The organism is Desulfosarcina widdelii, from assembly GCF_009688965.1.
Taxonomy (GTDB): Bacteria; Desulfobacterota; Desulfobacteria; order Desulfobacterales; family Desulfosarcinaceae; genus Desulfosarcina; species Desulfosarcina widdelii.
The window spans coordinates 5,909,828-5,934,248 of the sequence record NZ_AP021875.1; the positions used below are offsets into that span (position 1 = coordinate 5,909,828).

At 57.2% G+C, this 24,421-nt stretch carries 19 protein-coding genes; 7 read left to right on the top strand and 12 right to left on the bottom strand.

Features of this window, described 5'->3' with window-relative positions; translation table 11 throughout:
* From GN111_RS27080 to GN111_RS27100, 5 genes are all read right to left on the bottom strand, one after another.
* The gene (locus GN111_RS27080) at nt 1-708 is read right to left on the bottom strand and encodes an ABC transporter ATP-binding protein (protein ID WP_155306738.1); all 708 of its coding nucleotides are present in this window, start codon (nt 706-708) and stop codon (nt 1-3) included.
* Nucleotides 709-710: 2 nt separating this feature from the next.
* Nucleotides 711-1,451, bottom strand: a complete 741-nt coding sequence (locus tag GN111_RS27085; RefSeq protein ID WP_155306739.1) for an ABC transporter ATP-binding protein — start codon at nt 1,449-1,451, stop codon at nt 711-713.
* 16 nt (nt 1,452-1,467) lie between these two features.
* Nucleotides 1,468-2,469 carry a branched-chain amino acid ABC transporter permease gene (locus tag GN111_RS27090; RefSeq protein WP_155306740.1) on the bottom strand — a complete coding sequence of 334 codons (1,002 nt, stop codon included), beginning with the start codon at nt 2,467-2,469 and terminating at the stop codon, nt 1,468-1,470.
* Nucleotides 2,466-3,353: a branched-chain amino acid ABC transporter permease gene (locus GN111_RS27095; RefSeq protein WP_155306741.1), complete on the bottom strand. Its 888-nt coding sequence runs from the start codon at nt 3,351-3,353 to the stop codon at nt 2,466-2,468. Before GN111_RS27095 ends, GN111_RS27090 begins: the two co-directional genes overlap by 4 nt.
* Before the next feature lie 121 nt (nt 3,354-3,474).
* Entirely contained in the window at nt 3,475-4,746 is a 1,272-nt protein-coding gene (locus tag GN111_RS27100) for an amino acid ABC transporter substrate-binding protein (RefSeq protein ID WP_155306742.1), read from the bottom strand.
* Nucleotides 4,747-5,217: 471 nt separating this feature from the next.
* Here GN111_RS27100 and GN111_RS27105 point away from each other — a divergent pair, with 471 nt between their 5' ends.
* The 3 genes from GN111_RS27105 to GN111_RS27115 all read left to right on the top strand — a co-directional run bounded on the left by GN111_RS27105 (nt 5,218) and on the right by GN111_RS27115 (nt 9,466).
* Nucleotides 5,218-5,892 carry a spermine/spermidine synthase domain-containing protein gene (locus GN111_RS27105; protein ID WP_155306743.1) on the top strand — a complete coding sequence of 225 codons (675 nt, stop codon included), beginning with the start codon at nt 5,218-5,220 and terminating at the stop codon, nt 5,890-5,892.
* Between the two features lie 143 nt (nt 5,893-6,035).
* Nucleotides 6,036-8,054 (top strand): molybdopterin-containing oxidoreductase family protein, encoded by a 2,019-nt coding sequence (locus GN111_RS27110; RefSeq protein WP_155306744.1) that lies wholly within the window; start codon nt 6,036-6,038, stop codon nt 8,052-8,054.
* 554 nt (nt 8,055-8,608) lie between these two features.
* Nucleotides 8,609-9,466 (top strand): substrate-binding periplasmic protein, encoded by an 858-nt coding sequence (locus GN111_RS27115; protein WP_155306745.1) that lies wholly within the window; start codon nt 8,609-8,611, stop codon nt 9,464-9,466.
* A gap of 291 nt (nt 9,467-9,757) precedes the next feature.
* Here GN111_RS27115 and GN111_RS27120 read toward each other — a convergent pair whose 3' ends face one another.
* Complete coding sequence (locus tag GN111_RS27120) at nt 9,758-11,608, bottom strand: bifunctional acetyl-CoA hydrolase/transferase family protein/GNAT family N-acetyltransferase (RefSeq protein WP_155306746.1); 1,851 nt, start codon at nt 11,606-11,608, stop codon at nt 9,758-9,760.
* 329 nt (nt 11,609-11,937) lie between these two features.
* Here GN111_RS27120 and GN111_RS27125 point away from each other — a divergent pair, with 329 nt between their 5' ends.
* Nucleotides 11,938-13,152 carry a MalY/PatB family protein gene (locus GN111_RS27125; protein WP_155306747.1) on the top strand — a complete coding sequence of 405 codons (1,215 nt, stop codon included), beginning with the start codon at nt 11,938-11,940 and terminating at the stop codon, nt 13,150-13,152.
* 176 nt (nt 13,153-13,328) lie between these two features.
* On the opposite strand, the gene GN111_RS27130 is transcribed toward GN111_RS27125, so the two are convergent.
* Complete coding sequence (locus GN111_RS27130) at nt 13,329-14,216, bottom strand: DMT family transporter (RefSeq protein WP_155306748.1); 888 nt, start codon at nt 14,214-14,216, stop codon at nt 13,329-13,331.
* Between the two features lie 251 nt (nt 14,217-14,467).
* On the opposite strand from GN111_RS27130, the gene GN111_RS27135 reads away from it, so the two are divergent.
* Both GN111_RS27135 and GN111_RS27140 read left to right on the top strand, forming a co-directional pair.
* Nucleotides 14,468-14,713 carry a hypothetical protein gene (locus GN111_RS27135; protein WP_155306749.1) on the top strand — a complete coding sequence of 82 codons (246 nt, stop codon included), beginning with the start codon at nt 14,468-14,470 and terminating at the stop codon, nt 14,711-14,713.
* Nucleotides 14,714-14,727: 14 nt separating this feature from the next.
* A complete protein-coding gene (locus GN111_RS27140) occupies nt 14,728-16,413 on the top strand; it encodes an ABC1 kinase family protein (RefSeq protein ID WP_155306750.1) in 1,686 nt (561 codons plus the stop codon).
* 73 nt (nt 16,414-16,486) lie between these two features.
* Here GN111_RS27140 and GN111_RS27145 read toward each other — a convergent pair whose 3' ends face one another.
* The 5 genes from GN111_RS27145 to GN111_RS27165 all read right to left on the bottom strand — a co-directional run bounded on the left by GN111_RS27145 (nt 16,487) and on the right by GN111_RS27165 (nt 23,515).
* Entirely contained in the window at nt 16,487-18,805 is a 2,319-nt protein-coding gene (locus tag GN111_RS27145; RefSeq protein WP_155306751.1) for a tetratricopeptide repeat protein, read from the bottom strand.
* A 9-nt stretch (nt 18,806-18,814) separates the two neighbouring features.
* Nucleotides 18,815-19,333: a QcrA and Rieske domain-containing protein gene (locus GN111_RS27150; protein WP_155306752.1), complete on the bottom strand. Its 519-nt coding sequence runs from the start codon at nt 19,331-19,333 to the stop codon at nt 18,815-18,817.
* 22 nt (nt 19,334-19,355) lie between these two features.
* Complete coding sequence (locus tag GN111_RS27155; protein WP_155306753.1) at nt 19,356-20,717, bottom strand: cytochrome b N-terminal domain-containing protein; 1,362 nt, start codon at nt 20,715-20,717, stop codon at nt 19,356-19,358.
* Nucleotides 20,718-20,831: 114 nt separating this feature from the next.
* Nucleotides 20,832-21,818 (bottom strand): HAD family hydrolase, encoded by a 987-nt coding sequence (locus GN111_RS27160; RefSeq protein ID WP_155306754.1) that lies wholly within the window; start codon nt 21,816-21,818, stop codon nt 20,832-20,834.
* A gap of 71 nt (nt 21,819-21,889) precedes the next feature.
* Nucleotides 21,890-23,515 carry an arylsulfatase gene (locus GN111_RS27165; RefSeq protein WP_197740433.1) on the bottom strand — a complete coding sequence of 542 codons (1,626 nt, stop codon included), beginning with the start codon at nt 23,513-23,515 and terminating at the stop codon, nt 21,890-21,892.
* 524 nt (nt 23,516-24,039) lie between these two features.
* Here GN111_RS27165 and GN111_RS27170 point away from each other — a divergent pair.
* Nucleotides 24,040-24,417, top strand: a complete 378-nt coding sequence (locus GN111_RS27170; protein ID WP_155306755.1) for a response regulator transcription factor — start codon at nt 24,040-24,042, stop codon at nt 24,415-24,417.
* Nucleotides 24,418-24,421 lie beyond the last annotated feature (4 nt).

Here is a 24,421-nt window from a genome sequence, read left to right on the forward strand (position 1 = left end):
TTACAAACCGAGGTAGGCTTCCCTGATTTCGTCGGAAGCTTTCACCGTCTCCGGGGTTCCATGCGCCTTGATGGTTCCTTCGTGCATGACATAGACGTAGTCGGCAGCTTTCAGCGAAGCGTCGGCATTTTGTTCCACCAGGAGAATGGTCAGGCCGATATCGTCTTTCATTTTGCGAATGGTTTCGAACATCAGCTCTACCAGCAGGGGAGCCAGCCCCTGGCTGGGTTCGTCCAGCATGATCAGCTTGGGTTTGGTCATTAAAGACCGACCGATGGTAACCATCTGCTGTTCTCCTCCGCTGAGCGAACCGGCCATCTGGGCCCGTCGCTCCGATAATCGGGGAAACAGTTCATAGACCTTGGCCAGGGAGTCTTCACGGTGCGCCTCGGCCCGTTTCAGGTAGGCCCCCATGTACAGGTTTTCTTCTACGGTCATATTGGGAAACAGGTGCTTGCCTTCCGGCACCAGCGCCAATCCGAAGCCCACTTTTTTATGCGTCGGCTCCCGCGTAATGTCCTTTTCCTCGTAGATAACCGATCCGTTCCAGGGTGAAACGGAGCCGAAAATCGTTCCAAGCAGGGTGCTTTTACCGGCACCGTTGGGGCCGAGAAGCGAGGTGATGGTGCCGGCTTTGACTTCCAGACTGGGCTTCCAGAGAACCTGCATGGGACCGTAACCGGATTCGATATCGTTGACCTGCAGCATGCTTATTTGCCTCCCGCGCCACCGAGATAAACTTCCACCACCCTGGGATCGTTCAAGGCCTCCTGCGTCGGGGCGTCCACCAATTTTGCTCCCTGATGGAGAACGATTACTTTTTCCGCCATACCGAGAACAGCCCGCATGATATGTTCGACCATGGCCACCAGAGCGATATTCTCTTCTCCGGCGATTTGCTTCAAGAACGCCACCATTTGATCGATGTCGCTGGGGTGCATCCCGGCCATGGCCTCGTCCATGAGCAGAATCTTCGGCTTCATTGCCAGAGCACGGCCGATTTCCAGCATCTTTTTCTCGATGGGTGTCAGCGTTCCGGCGGCTTTATCCCGATGGGCCGTAAGATCCAGTCTTTCGATGAGCTGATCGGCAACCTCCATGGAGGCGTCCACACTGAGTTCTTTGCCCATTCTGCCGAACATGGCCCCCACGGCGATGTTCTCCCGGACCGTTTCCGAACTGAACGGCCGCGGAATCTGAAAGGTCCGGCCGATACCCAAAGGCGCACGCTTGAATGGGGGCATCCGGGTAATGTCGGTGTCCTCGAAAAGAATATGCCCCTCCTCAGGAAAAAATACGCCGCTGATCAGATTAAAGAGGGTGGTCTTGCCCGAGCCGTTGGGGCCGACGATGCCGACGAACTGGCCGGTGTCGATCTCCAGGCTAACGCCGTCGACGGCCACAAGGCCGCCAAAGCGTTTGGTTACGTTGTCGAGCTGAAGCAGAGTCATTGGATCGCCACCTACGCTAAATGATGTAACGGCCAACGGCCGTGTTTCTTGTCTTCGCCTTCAGCATGCCGATCACACCTTCCGGGAATACGACGATGATGACGATGATGATCGGCGCGAAAATCAGCAGCTGAAACCCGGGGATAAAGATCGACAGATAGTATTTGGACATGCCGTAAATAAGGCCGCCGACCAGCGGGCCCAGCAGGGTTCCCGCCCCGCCGAGAAGTACGATGATGATCGCTTCGATGGTGTAATGAATTTCGAAGACTTCAGGCGGAAATACATAGGGCGTTTTCAAGGCCCACGAAGAGGCCCCCACCAGTCCGGCAAAGCAGGAACTGGTAATAAAGGCGATGATTTTGAACTTGGTCACATTGATGCCCATCACCTTGGCCGCATCCTCATCTTCTCTCAAGGCCGTCAGGGCATACCCGATCTTGCTGCGCATGTAGATCAGGGTCACCATGGCCGCCAACACCGCAATCACCAGAACGATTACATCGGCCCAGAAGGTCGCCAGCGCACTGGCCGCCTCCCGGCCCAGGATCTGATTGAGCTGGGCCATGAAGATGATTCCTTCCGAGCCGTTCCAGATGCGGGCCCCTTCGATCAGAAAACGGAATCCCTCGTTGACTCCGATCGTGGCAATGGCGAAATACGCTCCGCGCAGGCGCAGGGCCACGGCGCCGACGGCAACGGAAAGCAGGGTCGACATGAGCATGGCCATGGCAAATCCGATCACGATGATGCCGACGCCGAGATTCTCTATGTGGGCCAGTCGGCTGATGGCCAGCGCCATGCCGTAGGTGCCCACCCCCATAAACGCCACATAGCCGAAATCGACATAGCCGGTCATGCCCAGAAAGATGTTGAACGCCTGGCCCAGGGCACAATAGAACAGGAGCATGGCCACCAACTGCCACATCCCCGACACATTGCGTCCGACCAGAAACAGGGCGGCGTAAAGCACCAGGACGGGAATCATCGGATAATATTTGATCAGTTTGGTTTTCATTTTCGCGCCAGCAATCCGGTAGGTCGGATCAGTAAAATGATCAGAAGGATGACGAAAGAGAGAAACCGCGTCAGGGCAAAGGGCTCAACGCCCGGCAGCAAGGCAAATAGGGTGTAGGAGCCGTTTTCGATCAGGCCGAAGACCAGCCCTCCGAAAAATGCGCCGTAAGGCGACGAGAGCCCTCCGAGCACGGCGATGACAAAGGCCTTGAGGGTGTACCCGCCACCCATGTAGGGGTTGATGCCGACCGGAATGAACATGGTCAGCAATACACCGCTGGCAACGGTCAGGCCGATTCCCAGGGCAAAACTCCAGGCGTAGGCGGCGCCGACGTTGACCCCGCACACCCGCGCCCCTTCACTGTCTTCGACCACGCTACGCATGGCCGATCCGGCCCGGGTGCGATTGAACCACAGGTACAGCAGGACAGCGATGGCCACACTGCCCAGACAGGCCAGCAGCTTGGTCACCGGAAGAACCGTGATCCCCAGATCGATCTTGCCAACCGCCCAGTTGTAGCCCCGAAATTCCGACCCGAACATGAGTTTGATCACTTCCTGCAGCAGCACACCGATGGAGAAGGTCGCCAGCAACGTGGCCAGTTCGGGGGCCTTGATCAGCCGCTGGATGACGGTATAGTAAAAAAGGAGGCCCAATCCGAGACCGATGGCGAAGGCCACCGGGATGGCCAGCACCGGATTGATCCCCAGGGCGGAAAACAGCCAGAAGGCAATGAAGGCGCCGACCATGACAAAGGCGCCGTGGCCGACGTTGACCACTTTGAGGACGCCGAAGATCAGACTGAGGCCCATGGTGGCCATTCCATAGACGGCTCCCAGGACAAGCCCCTGAAACAGATTCCCGGCAAGTTGTTCGAATACCATGCGCGACTCGCTCTTGATGGATGGGGTGAAAGTCAACGCTCGGAGCCGAAATTGACGCCGAGATTGCCGCGGCGGTTCGATATCCGCCGCGACCCCAATTGGTTATCGGAACAGCGGTTTTTTAGGGAAGAGCAACCTTGCCCTTGGCTTTTTCGTCAAATGTGGGCATCGGATAGCAGACCTTGCCGGTCTGGGCTTCTTCGGGCCACACGATGATTCGTTCGGCTTTCTGCCATTGGACGTCCACCATGGTGTGGCCGACCTGCATGCCGTTTTCATCGACATCCCATCCGCCGTAAAACGACATGAATTCCAGATCGCCCAGGGCCTTGCGGACCGTGGCCGAGTCAACGGAATCGGCCTTTTCGACGGCCAGAACATAGGCCAGTACCTGGGCCCCGGCTTCGGCTGCGTGATAGTCGGGAACCATCTCTTTGCCGGCTGCTTTCTTGAAAAGCGCGACGAATTCGTCTTGGCCGGGGCCGATCCATGGCAACCCGACCTTCTTGGCCTCGGATTCGGCATATTTGACGCCGTATTCCCAATGGGAGGGACCCATCACGCCTTCGGCCATGCTTTCCAAGGCTTCGTAAAAAGCGGGCAGGGTGGCTGCCGCAATCAGCGACAGCGCGTTGGTGTCGATGCCCAGATCGGCCATCTGCCGATTGAACAACTGCCCGTCTTCAAAGTGCCCGCCGCCGAGAACGAAGTCGGGTTGGGTCGCCTTCATGGCCGAAAGCAGTGGGGTCAGGTCGGTCACGCCTTTGGGATAGGTTCTTTTGAAAACGATCTGAAAGCCAAGTTCCTTGGCATGGGCTTCGGCACCTTCCATGACCATTTTGGCAAACTCGGAATCCTCGTAGGCCAGCGCCACCTTTTTGGCCTTGGGGTCGATTTTATGGATCATGTCGAGGGTTCCTCGGTGATAGCTGGAGGCCGGACCGATGGTCTGAACGATGTACCGGAATCCCTGTTGGAAAATCTTGTTGTTGGCGCCGCCGTGGTCCATGTAGAGCATGCCCCGGGCTTCGGTGACGGGGGCTCCCCGAAGCGTCAGGCCGGAACTGTAGGGCGCGAAGACGACATCGACCTTGTCGACCGTTGCCAGGCGGCCGATCAGGCTGGTGACCGACTCCTTGTTCGATTCGCAGTCGTAATAGGTATACTTCAGCGGAATCTTTTTCCCTTTCAGACTAACGCCTCCGTACGTGTTGTTGACCCAGTCTACACATGCCTTGATCCCGGCTACGGCCTGCTCTCCGGCTTTGGCGTATTTCCCGGAAAGGCAGGCCGGATGTCCGATATCGATCGAATCGGCGGCATCCACCGTGGGGATGCCGAGGCCAGCAACAATAAGAAAAAATCCCAGTGCGATCCGTGCAACCTTTTTCATCGGATACCTCCCCTCCAACGGAAGGCGAAGCCTCCCGTCAATCTGTGAGTTTTGCCCGCGCAAAAACAGATCCCTTTTCGCCGGCTTTTGCCAGCCGGGGCATGCCTTGCGGAAGCAAAGAAGATGAAAGCCACACAAGAAAACTGCGCTTTCGTTAGCCTGTGTAATGAGTTTATGCTCATATAGCACTTGCCGGTACGGGTGTCAACTCGATAATCAGAATATGAATCCTCATCAATTTATAGAGCAAATTTCTAAGCGGGTATAGTTCGCCATTTGTTGAAAACGTGCATAATCCGAGGAGACTTCTCGATGGGGATTTCCAGGCGGTCGCAGCGGTGGTTATCCTGCAGGTGCCGAAAACGACATTGTTGCGGGAAGAAGGCTGGTGCTTTACATGAAAAATGGGTAATGAAGGTGGAAAAAGGGTGTACGGCTGCCTTTTGATAGCGGATTACAGGAAAGGCCACCATGATTCCATGGCAACTGATCGATACGACAACGATACCCGGAAGCAAGCAACGGTTGCGGCTGATGCAACGGGGTGACGAATTTTCGATTCGGGGGGATAGCTTCGAATTGATGAACAGCCGGCAGCATGGGTCGGAGGACGCCCTTGCCCGTCTGGCCAGCGGCTGCCTGAACGGCCGGTCGAAGACGTCAATGCTGATCGGCGGCTTGGGCATGGGGTTCACCCTGGCGGCCGCCCTGAAAGAACTCGGAGCGGACAGCCGGGTCGCGGTCGCGGAACTGGTGCCGGCGGTGATACAATGGAACCGCGGCCCGCTGGCGGAACTTGCTGGAAATCCGCTGTCGGATCAGCGGGTTACGGTTCACGAGACCGATATTGCCGGGATGTTGAAATCGGCTGCGGCGGTTTATGATGCTATCGTATTTGACGTAGACAACGGGCCCAATGGCCTCACACGCCAGGAAAACGACTGGCTATACGGCCCGGATGGACTGAAGGCGGCGTATACGGCGCTTCGTTCCGGCGGTGTGCTGGCTGTCTGGTCGGCGTCACCGGACAGCGCATTTCCCATGCGCCTGCGTCAGACGGGCTTTTCGGTGGAAGAAATTCTCACACCGGCTCGTAACAGTGGAAAAGGCAGCCGCCATACCATCTGGCTGGCAGCCCGCGATTAAAGCGGGATGAACGGTGAATGGTAATACGGTTAACCCCACAACGACAAAGCGTAAGCTTACCTGTTAATTCAACAACGCATTGAGGTTGCAGTTTCTGTGATCTGTTCTGAACCCTGACTTTTCAATGGAGGAAATAATTTACCATGTGGAAGCCTTCCGTTTGTACAAAAGACTGTCCGGATACCTGCGGACTTCTGGCCAAAGTGGAGGACGGCCGGATAACCAAGGTGAAGGGCGATCCAGACCATCCATTCACCCAGGGTTTCATCTGTAAAAAAGCCGGTTATTTCCCTCAGCATGTCCATAATGAAAAGCGGATTCTCACGCCCCTGATACGAAGGGGGGCGAAGGGGACGGGCCGTTTTGAGCCCATCGCCTGGGATGAGGCATTGGATCAGGTAGCGGACAAGATCAAAGAGGTTTCTGCTGAATTCGGTCCCGAGGCCATCCTGCCATATTTCTATGCTGGACACATGGGCATGATCCAGCGCAACGCAGGCCACGCCTTTTTTCACAAGCTGGGAGCCAGCCGACTTTTGGCGACCATATGTGGGCCCGCGGCCGCCGTCGGGTATCAGGCCACCCTGGGCTCCGGCCCCAGCACAGACCTTGAATCCGCGGTGGATTCGGATTTCATCATCATCTGGGGTAACAACAGCCTGACCACCAACGTGCATGCCTGGCCCTTTTACAGGAAAGCCTGCAAAAACGGGGCCCGGCTGGTGGTGATAGACCCTTATCGGACACGTACTGCCAAGGCAGCAGACACGCACCTCATGCCCAAGCCAGGAACCGACGCCGCCTTGGCCCTGGGCATGATGCAGGTGTTAATCAGCGAGAATCTCATCGATCGGAATTACATCACCGAAAATACGGTGGGTTTTGATGAAATGGCCCGGCGGGCTGCCGAATATCCACCGGAAATTGCCTCAACGATCTGCGGTGTCCCGGCCATCGATATCCGTGGGCTGGCTGTGGCCTACGGCAAGGCCCGGGCACCTTTCATCCGCACCGGCTGGGGGCCGGCCAGGCAGTTGCGCGGGGCCATGGCCATGCGCACCATTGCCTGTCTGCCCGCCCTGGTGGGGGCGTTTAAACGACCCGGCGCGGGCATCACCCGCTCATTGGGGGGCGGTCCCTCGAACCTCACCCGCTTGACCCGGCCGGATCTGTGTCCCAAGAGCACCCGGGTGGTAAACATGGTGGAGCTGGGAGACGCCCTCACCAGACTGGAGGACCCGCCCATAAAGCTGCTCTATAACTTCATGAGCAATCCGGCCGCGGTCGCTCCCCAATCGGCCCTCGTGCACGAAGGGCTGAAGCGGGATGATCTGTTTCTGGTGGTGCATGAACTTTTTATGACCGATACGGCTTTATTCGCAGACATCATTCTTCCCGGAGCCAGTTTCCTTGAGATGACCGACATGTACAGGGCCTATGGCCACAACTATCTGCGCCTGGCCCGGCCGGTCATTCCGCCGGTGGGCCAAAGCCGGGCTAACCTGGCCATTTTCCAGCAATTGGCCGGACGCATGGGTTTTGAGGAGGAAGTCTTCAGTCTGAGTGAGGAAGATTTCATCAAGGATTTTTTGCGTGAAGAACACCCCAGCCTGAAGGGATTCGATCACGAAGCCTTTTGGCAGGAAAAGGCGGTGCGCTTGAACATTCCGGCCAACCCCTATGCGGACGGCTTCAATACCCCTTCGGGCAAAGTTGAGTTCTTTTCCCAAACCTGGTTGAACAAGGGCCTGGATCCTCTGCCGTGCGGCCAGGCCTGGCGGGACCCGGAGGGCGGAAACAAATACACGCTTGAACTGATAACCCCGCCCCATCATCTGTTCTTAAACTCAGCCTTTAACGAGATCCCTGAGATCAGGGAACTGGCCGGACGTGCCAAGGTGCTCATCAACCCTAAAGACGCCCGGGAACGAGACATCAGCCAGGGCGACCTGGTGAGAGTATACAATGGCCGTGGCGAGTGCAGCCTGTATGCGGAAGTAACCTCGGACACCCAGCCTGGCCTGCTGGTGGCCGAAGGTCTTCACTGGCCCAGGCTCGCGCCCGGGGGCAAGGGAGCAAACCAACTCACCAGCCAGCGGCTCACCGACCAGGGCGAAACCTGCGCTTTCCACTGCAGCCTGGTGGAGGTGGCGCCAGCATAGTGGTTGCCCGATGGTCAGACCAGGCTGAGTGCCTAAATGGTGCAGGGCCATGTTAAAAACAAGGCCGTTTTTCTCGAATACCTTGAGCATTATATCAACACTGTGCCGAGTGAAGAACCGTGTAGATTCGTAGATCGGTTGAAGCCGAAAATCAGCAAGTCTGCCGAAAGCGTTTCCGATATAGCTGCCGGATGAAGATTACGGCCTGATTGTTAATTGCCTCGTTTGCTTCTGGTTGGAAGTACCGCGTTGGACATATACCTGTAGATTGAGGGATTGCTGAGTTCCGTCAAATTGCTGGCCCGGTTGATGTCGCCCTTTATAAAAGCCACAACATCTAATAGCAACCGAACCCGCCCTCCAGCCGGCCAAAACATATAGACTTCTGCTGATTTCAAGCCGGCCAGCTGGTACGGCAAGATATCGAAAGTTTGCAATCTGATGAAAAACTCGAGGTTGCCATTTACTGATCACCAGATCCAGTAGCTCCTTTTTTGGTACGCATCCTGCGTACCTGAGTTGCTTTTATACACTAAACTTAGTAGGATTTTTAAATGGAACAGGGAAATAACATTCCAAATGATATTGTGATACCTCAAGAGTTGGCTGATGATGGACAGGTAAACATCACCCTCAAGCCATACCGGCGCCTGCTGCTCGGCCTGCTAACCGTCGGAATCCTCTCGGCGATCTGCGGGCTGGCTACCAACGTGCGGGGAGCTGAGAAAGGCGATGTCGCTGTCGTGGCGAGCACCGAAAGCCCTCCCTACCGGATGTTCGAAGGGGGTCCCCCCAGAGGTGTCTTTATCGATATTATTGAGGCCGTGCTTCGGAAGGCGAACCTGACGTCCCGCTACCACGTTCTGCCGTTCAAGCGTTGCCTGACCGAGCTAAAAACCGGAGAGGCGGATCTGTTTATCGGACTTTTCTACCGGCCCGAGCGGGAGGCGTACGTCATCTACCTGAAACCGACGATCGCGCCATATGTCACCAAAGTGTTCTATCTCAACAAGGGACGCGCCCGTTACATCCAGAAGTGGGAAGACCTTTACCAGCTCAGGATCGGCATCCGCGCCGGGTATAAGCACCATCCGGATTTCGACGCCGATCAAAGGATCCAAAAATTCGAAGTGACCACCGACGAGCAGAACTTTCACAAACTGGCCCTCAACCGCATCGACGCGGTGCTCATAACCGAAGAAACGGGCGTTTACCTCATCGGCAAGCTGGGATATGCCGAGCGGTTCGCACCGGCCCCGCTGCGGCTTGAAAGTGACAACCCGGCCTACATCGTCATGTCCCGCAAATCCCGGCTGAAGCCGCACATCCCGGCGCTCGAAACCGCCATTGCCGCCATAGCGGCGAATGGCACGCTGGAAGCCATACGCCAGCAGTATCTCAGGCACAGATAGGAACTTGCTTTTTGTCGATCAACCATAAAAATCCTCCAAAATCTGAAATATTGAGATCGGGGTACATCTTACTTAATTCCAACTACGAACATGCTACGGGCAAGCCTATATGTTCAAAGTTGTGCTATCTATTAGCCGGTTTGGTCAACTCGAAATTCCTTTTAAGGGCAGATAAGTGAAGTCTGATTCAACACCCAATCAAATTTGGGCCATTACGCCTACAACCAATCGCCAGTTCACCATCATTGCAGAACCATTGCGATAAGAAGCGCGCTTGGAATCTTTTTGGCTTCAGTCTTCCCCCTCCCTCTCGAATGAAATCGTCAGTGCATAGGCCCCTTCCTCAAAACGGCTGCGGATGGGGAACCCGCTCTTCTCGAATACCTTGAGCATGGCATGGTTGGTGGCCAGCACGTCGGCCGTCATGCCGCGTGCGCCGCGCTGGCGGGCCAGGCGGGCCAGCATCCGGAACAGGTAGGTGGCGATCCCCAGCCCTTGGTAGTCCGCATCCACGACAAAGGCCACGTCCACATAGGGCTTGTCCTTGTGGCGGGCGAAACGGGCCTCGGCGATGATGCGGCCCTGTCCCGGCGGTCCCACCAACCCCACCACGGAGAGAACATCCCGGTAGTCCACATTGACGTAGGATTGCATCTTGGCATGGGGCATGGTCTTGATGGGGGTGAAATATCGGTAGTAGATAGCCTCGTCCGAGAAGCGGTAGAACAGTCGCCGCATCTCCTCTTCATCGGACGGCTTCAGAGCCCGGAAGCGAACGGTGGTGTCGTTTTTGAAGGTGTGGCGCTCCGAAATCTCGGATGGATAGAGATGGGCGCTTTCGGCCAGAAAGATCTGGTCCTGGTAGAGGATCTTTTCCACCTTGGCTGCGTTGACCAGCCCTGGGCGGTCGTCGGGATGGGCGATTTCGATCAGCGCCTGGGCGCGTTCCCGCAGGGTCCGGCCGGAGAGGGTGGCGATGCCGTATTCGGTAGCGATCATGTCTACCGAATCGGGCATGTTGAGCTGGTTGGGCATCGCTTCGATGGAGACGCGGATGTTGCTCTGGCCCTCGCGGTTGCGGCTGGGCAGAGCGAAAATGGTATAGCCGCCCCTGGAGATTTCAGCCCCGTTGAAAAAATCCATGGCCTGGCCCGGGCCGGAGGTGACCTGGCCTTTGCCGGCATGCATGGCGATTTGCCCGGAGAGGTCTACTTTGCGGGCCGGGAAAATGGCCACGAAGCGGGAATTTTTGCCGATTTCAATGGGATTGATAACGTTTTCGATGCTCTGGAATTCCACCAGCGGATTGCGGTCCAGCCAGCGCATCAGTTCCCGCGAGCCCATGGCATAGCAGGTCAGCGACTTGCCGCGGAAGGTCGATTTGCGGCGATTGGTGACCGCGCCGCTTTTGATCAGGGTCATGACGGCATCGGTGACAAAGGGTGAGTGAATGCCAAGGTCCTTTTTGCCGGTGAGGTGGCGGGGCAGGGCCTCGAACAGGGGGCCGAAACTGAAACCCAGGCAACTGCCGTCCTCGATCACCGCGGCGACATTGGCAGCCACGCGGTCGAAGACATCATCCACCGGCCAGGCCGGCAGGAGCGGCACCGGGTGGTCGCTTTCCACCAGCAGGTCGAACGCCTCCACCGAAACGAAGGTGTCCCCGTAGGTGCGGGGTACTTCCGGGTTGATTTCGCCGATAACCAGCGGGGCCTGCTCCATGACCCTGCGCCCCACATCCACGGCGATGCCCAGAGAACATAGGCCGTTTTCGTCCGGGGGCGTGATCTGGATCATGGCCGCATCCAACGGCAGTTGATGGTTCTTTATCAGCCCGGGAATGGCGGAAAAGCGGCTGGGAATCAGGTCCACCCGTCCGGTCGTAATGGCTTCGTTGGCCACCCAGCCGGAGAAAAAAGTTTTCAGGCGGTATTTGTTGGACCGCAACTCTTCCAGAGAGACAGCATCCCCGAAGCTGACCAGTTGAATCAGGGTGAGGTCCTGCAGGTTCAACGCGTCGGAAGCCATGAGACGTTTGACCAGGGTGCGTGGTTCGGCGGCGCCGGTGCCCAGAAAAATATTCATGCCCGGCTCGATGTGAGATAAGGCCTGGTCCGGTGTGACGGTTTTGGTTTCAGGCATGGCGGCTCCAAAAATAGCAGGTTTTGAGGGTTCAAGTGGAGAAGAAATGGAAATGTCCTAAACTTGATGGTTTCGCAAAAGGTCCAGGACTCGTCATGCCGGGCTTGACCCGGTATCCAGAACATATTGATCAAACTGGATAGCGCTAAAGCTTCACTACGTGCGCTGGCCTCCGCCGGAATGATGAAAAAATGGGATTTGATGCTTTTTGCGAAACCATCAAACTTGATTCTTGAACCCTTCTCCTGTCAGAAATCAATCGACGACATTCGGTTGAAGTGTTATGAACAGCTGCTTATACACAATGCCGGACATAAAGGAACTTTACCATGAAAACCGATTTCGACCGCGAGATCAACCGCAAAAATACGCAATCCGCCAAATGGGGCGTCATTCAGGACCCGGACGACCCGTCCATCTGGCATACTACCGACGACTATTTCGGTGAGAACCGGATACTGCCCCTGTGGGTGGCGGATATGGATTTCCCCGCGCCCAAACCGGTGGTGGATGCCCTGGTAAAGCGGGCGCAGCACGGCATATACGGATATACCCTGCGAACGGACAACTACAACCAGGCGGTGGTGGACTGGATGCAGCGGCGTCACGCCTGGGCCGTCGATCCCGCCTGGATCGTCTCCACACCGGGGGTGGTGCCGGCGATCAATTTTCTCATTCAGACATTTACCCGACCAGGGGAGAAGATCCTGGTGCAAAGGCCGGTCTACTATCCCTTTTTCAATGCCATCGAAGACAACGGCGGAGAGATCGTCTCCAGCAGCCTGGTGCTGGCAAACGGCCGCTACGAGATTGATTTCGACGATTTCGAACGCAGGGCGTCCGACCCGGCGGTGACCCTGTTTGTCCTCTGCAGCCCCCACAATCCGGTGGGACGCGTATGGACCCGTGAAGAACTGGCCCGGATGGGCGAGATCTGTCTGAAGAACAACGTCTTCGTCGTCGCGGATGAAATCCACGCCGACCTGATCCATCGGGGTGTTAACTTTACACCCTTTGCCTCCGTCAGCGAAAAATATTCAAGCAGCACGGTCGTCTGCACGGCGCCCAGCAAAACATTCAACCTGGCCGGCCTGCATACCTCCAACATTATCATTTCCAACGACCGCCTGCGACGGCGGTTCCAGCAGACGCTGAACCGTTGCGGGATCGGCAAATGGGCCAATCCCTTCGGTGTGGTGGCCTGCGAAACGGCCTATCGGGAGGGAGAGCCGTGGTTGGAGCGGGTGATGGCCTATATCGGGGACAACCTGGATTTCCTGCAGGATTATATCGACAGGAACATTCCCGGTATCCAGGTCGTCCGCCCGGAAGGCACCTACCTGGTATGGCTGGACTGTCGGGGGCTGGGGCTGGACAAATGGGCCCTCAAGCGCTTCATGATGGAAAAGGCCCGCATCTTCCCGGACGAAGGATTTATTTTCGGCCCCGAGGGCGAGGGCTTCGAGCGAATCAACATCGCCTGCCCGCGATCGATTCTCAAAGAGGCCCTGGAGCGCATCCAGCGGGAGGTGGAAACGCTTTAGATCCGATATCCCGGACCGGTGGATGCCCATTTCCTTAGAAGTCACAAAGTCGTCATGCCGGACTTGATCCGGCATCCAGAACCCATTGAAAGGATTGGATAGCGCTAAAGCTTCACTACGTGCGCCGGCCTGCGTCGGAATGACGAAAAAAGGAGTCTGTTAATTTTACGGAAATATCAACGGTTGAACAGGACAAACCCCGCCACGATCAGCGCCATGCCCACCAGATGGAACAATTTCAACGTTTCGCCCAGGAAAATGATGGCCAGGATAGCCGCGAAAACGGGAATCAGGTTGATGAACAGCCCGGTACGGTTGGCCCCGATGACGGCCACGCCGCGGTTCCAGCAGAAATAGGCCACGATGGAGGGGAAAAGGGCCACGTAGGCGATGCTGCCGGCCACGCCGGGCGTCAGGGCGAAGCCCCCGACGACCGATATTTCCCATAGGTAGAGCGGCAGCAGACCGAAGGCCCCCAGCCCGAAGGTGTAGACCAGAACGCTCAAGGGGTGAATCTTTGGCCGTTTGAGCAGCAGGACCGAGTAGAGGGCATACAGGACCACTGCCAGAATCATCAGCAGATCTCCCCGGACCAGCGCCATATCAATCAGGGCCTTCCAGCTGCCCTTGAGCACCACCACCGTGGCGCCCAACACGCAAAGCGCCACCCCGGCGGCCTGAAGCCAGGACACCCGTTCACCAAAAAAGACCATGGATATCAAGATGATGACCGCCGGCATGGTGGTCTGAATCAGGGCGCCGTTGATGGCCGTGGTGGTGTGCATGGCCATGTAAAGCAAGGTGTTGAAACCGGTGATGCCGAACAGCGCAAGCGGCACCATGACCTTCCATCCGGCCAGGGCGGTTTTCCAGTCTTTTTTTACCGTGGGCCCGGCGAAAATCAGGAGAATCAAAAAAGCCGCCGTCCAGCGCCAGAACGCCAGCGCCACCGGTGGAATCATCGATGTCACGCCCTTGGCCACAACAATGTTTCCTGCCCAGCACAGGGGTGCCACGGCGACCAGGAGAAAGGCGGGCAGGGTGGATGTTGGGCGCGTTTGCATAGCGGCGGCCTGTATGGGGCGTATAAAAATTGCCGTTAATCGGCAGGTATTCGATGGTCCGGACAAGAATTTCGACGTTGTACCGGAACCCAGCGTTGTTTGCAAGCTGCCCGTTGCGGGGACAGCCGCTTTGATGGTGACGCCGAGAGGCGTGAACCTTAGTTCGTTGACACCGCCTTCAGATTACGTCATAACTTCCAAAACAATCCATCCGAATAAAATCGAAATCGTCAAACAAGGGAGGCCTCACCATGAAGCAGGGCAAATGCCCCAAATGCGGATCGACGAACATCTATTCAGCCGTGGATCTTCCCCTGAAAAGCGGCCCTTTCGGCAGCAATTCCATTCCCGTCAGCCTCACAGCCATGGCCGCTCTGGACAACTACGTGTGCGTGGACTGCGGCCTGGTGGAAAGCTACGTGGCCGACGAATACATGCTGAAAAAAATCGCCAAGAAGTGGAAGGCGGTGAACGAGACGGCGGACGAAGAATTGTAATCCAAGGATAGACGATGCCCTTTCCTTTTTCCAGCAGCCGCATCCGCGGCATTCGTCATTTTGGTCTGATTTCGCGCGTACTCATCAAGCACGGCATGGGAGAAATTGCCGACCGGCTGAAAGGACGAACCGGCACCAAAATCAAGTCCGGCCTGCCCGATCCCGTGCGGGTCCGCCGCACCCTGGAGGAGTTGGGTCCCAGCTTCATCAAGTTGGGCCAGCTCATGAGTACCCGTGCCGACCTGTTCCCCCCGGAGTACATTCACGAACTCACCAAACTGCAGGACCAGGTGCCGCCGGTGCCTTTCGAGGAGATCCGCCGCCTGGTTGAAGCGGAGCTGGACCAGCCGCTGGAGCGGCTTTTTGAAAGCATCGACGAAAAGGCAATGGCCGCCGCCTCGGTGGCCCAGGTGCACAGCGCCCGGTTGAAAAGCGGCGAGAAGGTGGCCGTGAAGGTGATCCGGCCGGGCATCGAGAAGCGCATCCGCAAGGACATCCAGGTGATGTACTATTTTGCCGCCCGCTTCGAGCGCAGTTTCGATCTGGGGCGTATCGTGGGGGCCGTCAACCTGGTCAAGGAGTTCGAGCGCACCATTTTCCGCGAATTGGACATGCTCATTGAAGCCGGCAACATCGAACGGTTCAGCCGCAGCTTCGCCGAAGTCGATGAAATCTGCATCCCCAAAGTATATTGGGACTTCACGTCCAAATCGGTGCTGGTCATGGAGCATGTCGAGGGAATCAAGATGGACCGGGTGGATGAAATCCGGCGCCAGGGCATCGATCCGCAAGAGGTGGCCATGATCGGCCTGCGCTCCTTTTCCCGCCAGCTCATGGCCGCAGGCATCTTTCACGCCGACCCCCATCCGGGCAACACCATCGTCATGCCGGACGGCCGGGTGGGCCTGGTGGACTTCGGCATCGTGGGGTACCTGGACGAAGAGACCATGATGCAGGTCGCCCACCTGTTTCTGGGCTTCGCCGAGCACGACTACGACATGGTCATGGAGGCCTTCGAGGCCGCCGGCCTGATCGATCCCCGCATCATGGATATGAAAAGCTTCCGGGTGGACCTGAAGGACATGGCCGAACCGTTCTATGGCCGCTCCCTGAAAACCATCTCGGTCAAGGATGTCTACGACCAGGTCATGCGCCTGGTTTTCAAGTACCGCATCCGCCTGCCGCGCAACCTGCTGCTGCTGTTCAAGACCTTTATCCAGACCGAGGCCCTGGGCAAAATTCTCGGTTCCGAGGCCAGCCTCCTGGAAGTGACCCGGCCCTATGCCAGGAAACTTTTGCAGCGGGGCTACGAGGCCCACAAGGTGTTCAAGAACATGGGGCGGGACATGAAGCTGTTCAGCGGCTACCTGCGCCAGATGCCCCACCTGGCCCACGGCCTGTTCAAACGCCTGGCTACCGAGACCCCCAGCATCGAGCTGAATCACACCGGATTGGACGATACCTCCAAGAAATTCGAGCACGGCATCAACCGTCTGACCTTAGGGCTGGTGGTGGCCGCTTCCCTCATCGCCGCCTCCCTGATTCTCAACTCTACCCGCAGGGTATTGCTCTTCGAGGTCGATTTCTTTGGCGTGCAGACTCTCTCGGTAACGGATCTGTTGGGCTTTACCGGATACATCATCGCCACCTTCCTGGGATTGTGGCTGGTGTTCTCGATTATCCGTTCCGGGAAGTTATAAAGTCGGACAGGCACAACAACCCGCAACTCGCCCCAAGTTTTCAATCTTCCAGATTCGGTAATCTTGACGGGGTTCAATGCCCCTTTCGTTCGATGATCGTCAGCATCTCCCGGCCGGCGGCCATCTCCGGGTGGGCCGCCTGAAGGCGCTCGGCCATCAGTCGCGCCCGGTCCCACTGTCCGCGCTGCATGTAAAAAACCGCCAGCGCATAGAGGTAGTCCGGGTTGTCCGGCTCCACGCTCAGCGCACGGTTCAGGGCGCTTTCGGCTTCATCGTCGCGTTTGATCTGCTGGAGAAGCAGCCCCAGGTTGTATTGAATTCGCGAGCGCTGCGGTAAACCGGCGGCTGCATCGCCCAGGAATACCACCGATTCCTCCAAGCGATTTTCCTCGGCCAGCAACAGACCCAATGAGTATTTGATTTCGTAAAAGTTCGGGTGATCGGTGACGACCTCCCTTAGCAATCGCTCGGCATCGTCGTTTTTGCCCTGGCGATTGTAGAGCATGGCCAGGTTGACCTTGGCCGGGTAAAACTCCCTGTCGATGGCGATGGCCTTAAGGTAGTGCTGCTCCGCCCGGGCAGGATCTTGGAGGTTGATGTATAAATTGCCCAGGTTGTGACGGGAGGGGGCGAAATCGGCGGTTCGCTCCATGGCCCGGAGATATTCGGCCAGGGCTTTTTCGAATTGCCGGCGGGTGTCCGCCGGCAATTTCTCTCTCGGAATGGCCGCCAGCGCGGCGGCAGCTTCGTTGCGTACCGCCCGGACCGGATCGTAGAGCATGGGCGACAGCAGTTTCAGGCGCTCGGCAGGATCAGGCTGGGGCAGCTGGCGCACGGCGGTCTGCCGAACCATGGAATCCTCGTCGTTCAGCGCCGCCGCGAATTGGGAAAGAACCTTGTCGCCACCATAACCTGCCAGTTCGGACAAGGCCGTGGCCCGGACGATGGTCGGGTAAAGCCGGTCCCCGGCCAGGGAGACCAGCGCATCCAGGGCTTCCGGGTGGCGCTGACGGCCGGCATCGAGAACTTCGCCGTAATGGGGACGCTGGGTTTGGCCATACCATTTGGCCATGGCGTCCACCGACCACTGGGTGGTTTTGTTTACATGGCAGCGGTCGCAGGCGTTGGGAACCCCCATTTCCAAGGTCAGATCCGGGCGCGGCAGGCGGAAACTGTGATCGGGGCGATAATCGATGCCCATGTAATGGCGGCCGGGCATGTGGCAGGCTTCGCACTGGGCGCCGCTGCCCACTTCGAAAAGTACTTCTCCCGATGCGGATTTAATCGGCTCGCCGGTTTCGCCCCGAGTCTTGTGGAAATGATGCCCTTTCCGGTTGTAGATGGCCGCCCTGTGGCATTGCAGACACAGGTCGTTGCCGTCCTTGATGCGCCGGATGCTGTGAACGTCGTGGCAATCGCTGCAGCGGACGTCCCGCGCGTACATCTTGCTCTGCATGAATGATCCGTACACATAAACCTCATCCAGAATCTGCCCGTCGGCAAAATAGAGCCCTTCGGTCAAAAGCTGGGGGAGGCCGTAGTCCAGAAAATCGGCATGGCGGTGGATGTTGTCATCCATGGACATGCGCCGGGAGTGACAGGGCGCGCACAGGTCGATCTGCTGCCCGGCGGTGAGATCCCGCGTTTTAACGGCCAGGGCATGATTTTCCGTCGCCGGTCGGCCCATTTCCGGCAGCTTGGCCCAGTCCACATGGGCCGAGCCGGGCCCGTGGCAGGCCTCGCAGCCCACGCTGATTTCCGACCAGGTGGTGGCATACGTGTCCTTGTTGTAGTCGTAATTCTTTTTCAGGTCCGTGGAATGGCACTCGGCGCACATACCGTTCCAATTCTGTCCGTTGTTGGTCCAATAGAGCCAGTCATCGGGATCCAGCGGCGCATCCGGGTAAAGGTGATACCAACGCTTTTTGACCGCGTCCCAGGCAATGGGCAGGCATTGCAGGCGCCCGCCGGGGAAGGGGATCAGGTATTGTTGCAGCGGGTACCAGCCGAAGGTATGGGTGATCTGGAACTCGCCGGGCTTGCCGTCGGCTCCCCGGGTGTGCACGTAATGCTTGCCGTCGCGGCGGTAGAACCGGGAAGTCTGGCCAAAATATGTGAATTCGGCGTCATTGAAATCACCCAGGACGCTATGCTCGTCGGCGAGTGCCATGGCCCACCGGTGGTGAGAACCGGACCACTTGTCATATTCGGTTTTATGGCAATCCCGGCAGGCCTCGCTGCCCACGAATCGAGCAATTTGCCCGTGATCTTCTCCCTTGCGTATGGGTGACGACGGTTGGTTTTTCAGGTGATAGATGGGAAGAATCAGGACGATCACTAGGGTTGCGATGATACCGGCAATCTTCCAGGCGGTATTGGGGTCTTTACTCATCGGCTAAACTCAGGTCTTTTTTGCATAGGCGACTTGGTCTTCTCTGAACCGATCCCGTTTGATGGTCATGGCGGTATCCACCCGCACCACCTCATTTTCGATGAAGATGGGATGCAGGGCCATGGCATGGGGAGCCGGCGAGCGCAGAACATCGCCATGGATGTCGAAGGCCGAGGAATGGCATGGGCACAAAAACTTCTTCTCCTCCTCGATCCAGGGGAGCGTACACCCCAGGTGCGGACACCGCCGGGACAGCGCCAGAAATCCGCCGTCTTCCAATCGGGCCAGATAAAACCGTCCCCTTGGAAAAGCGGTCACCGTCCCGCAGGCAAAGGCATCCACAGCACCGGCTTGCATGACGGTTTCCGGATCCCCGCCCTGCCTGACCCCGCGGTCGGGGCGCAGAAAGGATGTCACCACCCAGAAAAGCTCCGCCAGGGCCGCCAAGCCCAGCCCCACCCAGAGAAAAGAGAGGAACCGCCTGCGGGGAGTGGCAGCGTTGTTGTTCTTTGAATCGGAATTCTCCAAACTTACCTCACTTAAAGGCGACTCACCAAGGTAGAGACAGGGCCATCCCTTCGCCCCTGAACCACACGCCGGTGATTGTCAGAATGGCATAGGATGTCGCCAGCAGAATAAAAACCGATTGAACCGTTTCGTTTTTCGTGGCGTGAAATGTTATTTTTATTACTGCGTAATACCCGCCAATGGCAAGCAGCACCACCAGTGTTGGAAACCACCCATCGGCAAGCGCCGGAGCAAGACCGCCCGGAGAAGATCCGGCACCGGCAAACCACGTATCCGCCAGGATCAAAAGCGGCACGGCGACCAGAGCCGCAGCGGCGGCCACGCCGGCTGTCCTGCGCCCTTTTCGGGAGGCGAACCAGATCCCGCCTGTATCCGTTTTGTAGTTTAGATAGGGAATGGACAGCAGCCCAAAGCCGACGGCGAGTGGGATGACAAAAACTGCGAACACCGGATGGAAATGCAGCAAAAGCTCCTGGAGGCCGGCAAAGTACCAGGGGGCCCGGGTCGGGTTGGGGCTCAGGCCGGGATTGCCCGGTTCGCCCAGGGGGATGTCCACGAGGGCCGCGAGCAGCAGCACGGCCGCAATCAGCACCAGGGCCGTGGCGGTTTCGCGCAGCAGAAGGTCTGGAACCACCGGCGCACGGGCCGGGTTTTCCTGCACGGATTCATCCACAGGCGCATCTATTGGCCGGAGAACCACGAGACCTTTGGCTTTACGGATGCGCCAGAAGTGATAGGCCATCAGGGCCATCAAAACCACCGGCAACACGGCGGTATGCAAGCCATAAAAAAGTTGTAGTGTCCGGGGACCGAGTTCTCCGTCGCTGAGGATCGTTTCCCTGAGATAGGCGCCAACCAAGGGAACGTATTCCAGCATTCCGGTGGAGACGGTCACGGCCCAGTAGGCGAGCTGGTCCCAGGGCAGCAGGTAGCCGGTGAAGTTGGCGCCCAACACAACCGTCATCAGTCCAAGACCGACAACCCAGTTGAATTGGCGGGGTCGGTGAAAGGCGCCGGTACAAAAAACTCGCAGCATGTGCAGGAACATCACGGCCACCAAAAGGTGTGCGCACCAGTAATGCAGATTGCGGACCAGCTTACCGTAAGGCGTGCCGGAGATCAGTGCCTGAACCGAGGCATGGGCGGCAACCGGGGTTGGCTCATAGGCGAATTTGAGAAGCAGGCCGCTTGCCAGCAGGAGCACAATCAGGGTGGCTGCCATGCCGCCCAGGCCCCAGGTGAGAGAAAAGTGCAAGGTTTCCCGCGGGATCGTCGTCGGCCTGAAATGAAGGGCCAGATTCCTCAACAGGAAACGGCTGTCCCGGCGCCCGGCTTGGCTGCGCCATGACGCCGGCAAAATGGATTTGAAAGCCTGCTGCGGCAAGGATGTGCTCCGTTGGGCGGTTCGTTTTTGGCCGTTAGCAATTAGCGGTTAGCCTAAAAACCAATTTTTAACACGTTTGGCCAACGGCTAACAGCTAAAAGCGAACCGCTTATTTCACTTGTCAGGATAAATTTGTTTCCAGTCCTTTTTCATGTCTACCACAGTCCAGTCCTTTGCGTGGGCTTCGTCAAGGGCCTTGTCCAGGCGGCCAATGTGCGAGTCGCGATCATAGGCCCACTCGCGTTCGCCATCCGTGTGGTGGACCAGAAGGGCGAACCGGGCGCCTTGACCGGCCATAGTCCACTGAAGCATCTGCAGGTCGCCGTCGGAGTTGCCGAAGGCAGCGATGGGCCGGCGGCCGATGTGCGCGTTGATGCCGACCGGTTTGCCTTCCTTGTCATCGATGAAATCGAGTTCCGCCAGCCTTACGAGCACGGGTTTTCCGTCGCGCATTTCAAATTTTGTTTTGATGCTGCTGCCCACCACCTGTTCCGGCGGGATACCATAGACCGCTTCCGTCCAGGGGCGCATGAATTCGATGCCACCACCCGAGACAATATAGGTCTTGAAAAATTTTGAGCGCAGATAGGTGAGCAATTCGAGCATGGGCTGGTAGACCATCTCGGTATAAAGCCGATTCGTCTTGGGATGTCTCGCCTGGGAGAGCCAATCCTTCACGATATTTTCGAACTCTGTAGTGGTCATGCCCGCGTGGGAGGCCATGACGATTTGAAGCAACGCTTTTTCACCGCCTTTAAGAGCGGTCTTCAGGTCGCCCTTAAGCACGGAGGCAAAGGGCTCCTGGGTCTTCCATTCAGGATGCTGCGAGGCGAGTGCCTTGACACGGTCGATGGCAAAGACAATCTGGAAGTACATGGGCTGCTCCGACCACAGGGTGCCATCATTGTCAAAAGTGGCGATGCGCTCGGCGGGGGGGACATAATCGGGGGAGCCCGGTGTCGTTGCCTTTTCCACGAAGGCGATGATGGACCTTTTAGACGCCGTGTCGTTCCAGGACGGAAGCGGATCGGCCGCCCGGGCGGCAATCGCCGATGTGGCGAATAACAGTGCGAAAAACAGCCAAAGAATGCGTGTTTTCATAAAATGCCTGCTTTCATGATGGGAAAATAAAGCAGGGCACCCGTTGCTGGCGCCCTGCATTAACGACAGGGTTAGTGGCCTGTCATGGTCATGTTCTTGATCTGTGCTTCGAGGGTGGCTAGGCTCCAGTCGCCGGGCGTCTGGCTGGGCGGATAGTCCTTCATGGTCAGGAGGAATTGGCTGGCCACGACCTGCATCGGACCGAGGATATAGGCGCGGTCGATCACCCAGTCGTGGTAAGTGTTCGAGTTGTGCTGGGCTTTCTCGAATGGGTCACGCCTGAGATTGAACACTAACGGAAGACGCAGCTTGATGAACGGTTCACGCCAGATCTGCAACTGATGGGCACGGTTCTCCAGATAGACCGCCTTCCAATCCCCGACGCGGATGGCACAAACCTCGCCCCCATCGGTCACGTAGACGAACTCCTTTCGCGGGCTGGCCTTCTGGTCCTCGGCGATGGTCTTGAACGTGCCGGCCTTGGCGAGATAATCCAGCATGTTGTAGCCGTCGATGTAGTTTTTGTACTTGCGCCCGTTCAACTTAACGCCTTTTTTCAGCTTCTCCTTGATATCAGGCGCTCCGGCAGCCGCCGCAAAGGTCGGCAGCCAGTCTTCGTGGGCAACAATGCCATTGACGGTCGCGCCGGCAGGGAACTTGCCCGGCCAGCGGACAAACGCCGGCACGCGGAATGCGCCCTCCCAGTTGGAGTTTTTCTCGTTTCGGAACGGCGTGTTGGCTGCGTCCGGCCAGGTGTTGTAGTGCGGGCCGTTGTCGGTGGAGTAGAGCACGATCGTGTTCTCGGCCACACCCAATTCGTCCAATAATTCCAGAAGCTCGCCGACGTGCATGTCGTGTTCGACCATGCCGTCGTGGTATTCATTGGAATTGGGACCGGCAAGATTCTTGTGGGCTGCCTTCACGTGTGTGCGGAAGTGCATACGTGTCGCATTCCACCAACACATCCACGGCGTGCCGGACCCTTGTTTTCGTATGATGAAGTCCTTGGCGGCAGCGAGGGTTTCTTCGTCAATCGTCTCCATCCGCTTACGGGTCAGCGGTCCGGTGTCCTCGATTTCCTGTTTGCCATCGGGCAGGGCCTTGGCCTTGATAACCCCGCGTGGGCCGAATTGCTCTCGGAAGGTTTTACCGTTAGCTAGTTTCAAGTCGCCGGGATAGTCACGATTTTCCGGCTCCTCCTCGGCGTTGAGGTGGTAGAGGTTGCCCAGAAACTCATCGAACCCATGCATCGTGGGCAGGTGCTCGTTCCGGTCGCCCTGGTGATTTTTGCCGAATTGACCGGTGGCGTAGCCCTGGGCTTTGAGCACTGTGGCGAACGTGACGTCCGTCTTCTGCCAGCCCTGCTCCGCGCCAGGCATGCCGACTTTGGTCATCCCGGTGCGAACCGGCACGCTGCCGTTGAGAAACGCGGCACGGCCGGCGGTGCAGGACTGTTGCCCGTAATAATCGGTGAAGGCAACGCCTTCCTTGGCGATGCGGTCGATGTTGGGTGTCCGGTAACCCATCATGCCGCGGTTGTTGTGGCTGATGTTCCAGGTGCCGATGTCATCGCCCCAGATGACCAGGATGTTGGGCTTTTTGTCTGTTGCGCCTGACGCCGGCATGGCTGCGAATGCCAGCGCAACGGCAAGCGCCGCACACATCAGACAAAAAGTTCTTGTTGACGATGCTTTCATTGCTGTCTCCTTTCATTCTCTGTTATGATTTTTTGAGCTGGGATACTACTTGTGGCACTCGACGTGTTTTTGATGAACCGTCTCTAAGCAAATTCATTGCAAGCCATCAAAAGCAGAATCCACGGGGAGGAATGAGGATGGCCATAACTGAATAAATCAATAGATAGAACTTGTTGTCTTGCAACGAATCGAACAAACTACAAGCAAGTTTAAACTTAGGATTTTGATCATGCAATCATATTGGAATGTTAATTCTTTCAGGATAATTGAGAAAGCAGGATCAGCATTTATAATAGCTACGATGTGTCAACTTGCAAACATTTTATCGGTGCGATGCAAATTGGGATTGTAAAAAGCGTTGACCGTTAGCCCCGGTGATAAGGCCCATCCCCGCGTTGTAAATACCGTTGAAGCCGGGTTTGGATCTCTCAAAAAACTTGCAAAAAGATTTCGGATGGTCCTATTCTTATGGCAACGGCTTTTAGGGTGTTCAACGAAACCGCGACATTACGAGACCACCAACCATGATGCATCGCAAAAAAATTCTGATTGTCGATCCGTCACCCAATTTTCTCCGCCAACTGAAAGAGACCATCGAATTCCACGAAACCCTTGTGGACGTCGCCGATGCGCCCAATGCCGACCGTGCCAGGGAGGTCCTGAGAAAACACCTTCCCGATGTGGCCTTCATCGAAGTTGAGATGCCTTTGGATGAAGGCCTGGCCCTGATCCGGTCCATCCGCAGGTTGGCGCCGGACAGCCGGATTGTCGTGCTGACTGCCAATGCTTCAGAGGATTGCAGAACCCAGTCCCTGGAACATGGCGCCGACGATCATCTTCTCAAGGAAGCGGTTACCGGCATTCGGCTGGTCGATCTCATTCACGAGATCATTCGCCGGTGAGCAA

Excerpts from the sequence above, each read along its gene's own strand:
- GN111_RS27125 (WP_155306747.1), top strand. The coding sequence starts at position 11,938 with ATGAAAACCGATTTCGACCGCGAGATCAACCGCAAAAATACGCAATCC.
- GN111_RS27095 (WP_155306741.1), bottom strand. The coding sequence starts at position 3,353 with ATGGTATTCGAACAACTTGCCGGGAATCTGTTTCAGGGGCTTGTCCTG.
- GN111_RS27140 (WP_155306750.1), top strand. The coding sequence starts at position 14,728 with ATGCCCTTTCCTTTTTCCAGCAGCCGCATCCGCGGCATTCGTCATTTT.
- GN111_RS27160 (WP_155306754.1), bottom strand. The coding sequence starts at position 21,818 with ATGAAAACACGCATTCTTTGGCTGTTTTTCGCACTGTTATTCGCCACA.
- GN111_RS27135 (WP_155306749.1), top strand. The coding sequence starts at position 14,468 with ATGAAGCAGGGCAAATGCCCCAAATGCGGATCGACGAACATCTATTCA.
- GN111_RS27170 (WP_155306755.1), top strand. The coding sequence starts at position 24,040 with ATGATGCATCGCAAAAAAATTCTGATTGTCGATCCGTCACCCAATTTT.
- GN111_RS27145 (WP_155306751.1), bottom strand. The coding sequence starts at position 18,805 with ATGAGTAAAGACCCCAATACCGCCTGGAAGATTGCCGGTATCATCGCA.
- GN111_RS27080 (WP_155306738.1), bottom strand. The coding sequence starts at position 708 with ATGCTGCAGGTCAACGATATCGAATCCGGTTACGGTCCCATGCAGGTT.
- GN111_RS27130 (WP_155306748.1), bottom strand. The coding sequence starts at position 14,216 with ATGCAAACGCGCCCAACATCCACCCTGCCCGCCTTTCTCCTGGTCGCC.
- GN111_RS27085 (WP_155306739.1), bottom strand. The coding sequence starts at position 1,451 with ATGACTCTGCTTCAGCTCGACAACGTAACCAAACGCTTTGGCGGCCTT.
- GN111_RS27165 (WP_197740433.1), bottom strand. The coding sequence starts at position 23,515 with ATGAAAGCATCGTCAACAAGAACTTTTTGTCTGATGTGTGCGGCGCTT.
- GN111_RS27100 (WP_155306742.1), bottom strand. The coding sequence starts at position 4,746 with ATGAAAAAGGTTGCACGGATCGCACTGGGATTTTTTCTTATTGTTGCT.
- GN111_RS27105 (WP_155306743.1), top strand. The coding sequence starts at position 5,218 with ATGATTCCATGGCAACTGATCGATACGACAACGATACCCGGAAGCAAG.
- GN111_RS27115 (WP_155306745.1), top strand. The coding sequence starts at position 8,609 with ATGGAACAGGGAAATAACATTCCAAATGATATTGTGATACCTCAAGAG.
- GN111_RS27110 (WP_155306744.1), top strand. The coding sequence starts at position 6,036 with ATGTGGAAGCCTTCCGTTTGTACAAAAGACTGTCCGGATACCTGCGGA.
- GN111_RS27090 (WP_155306740.1), bottom strand. The coding sequence starts at position 2,469 with ATGAAAACCAAACTGATCAAATATTATCCGATGATTCCCGTCCTGGTG.
- GN111_RS27120 (WP_155306746.1), bottom strand. The coding sequence starts at position 11,608 with ATGCCTGAAACCAAAACCGTCACACCGGACCAGGCCTTATCTCACATC.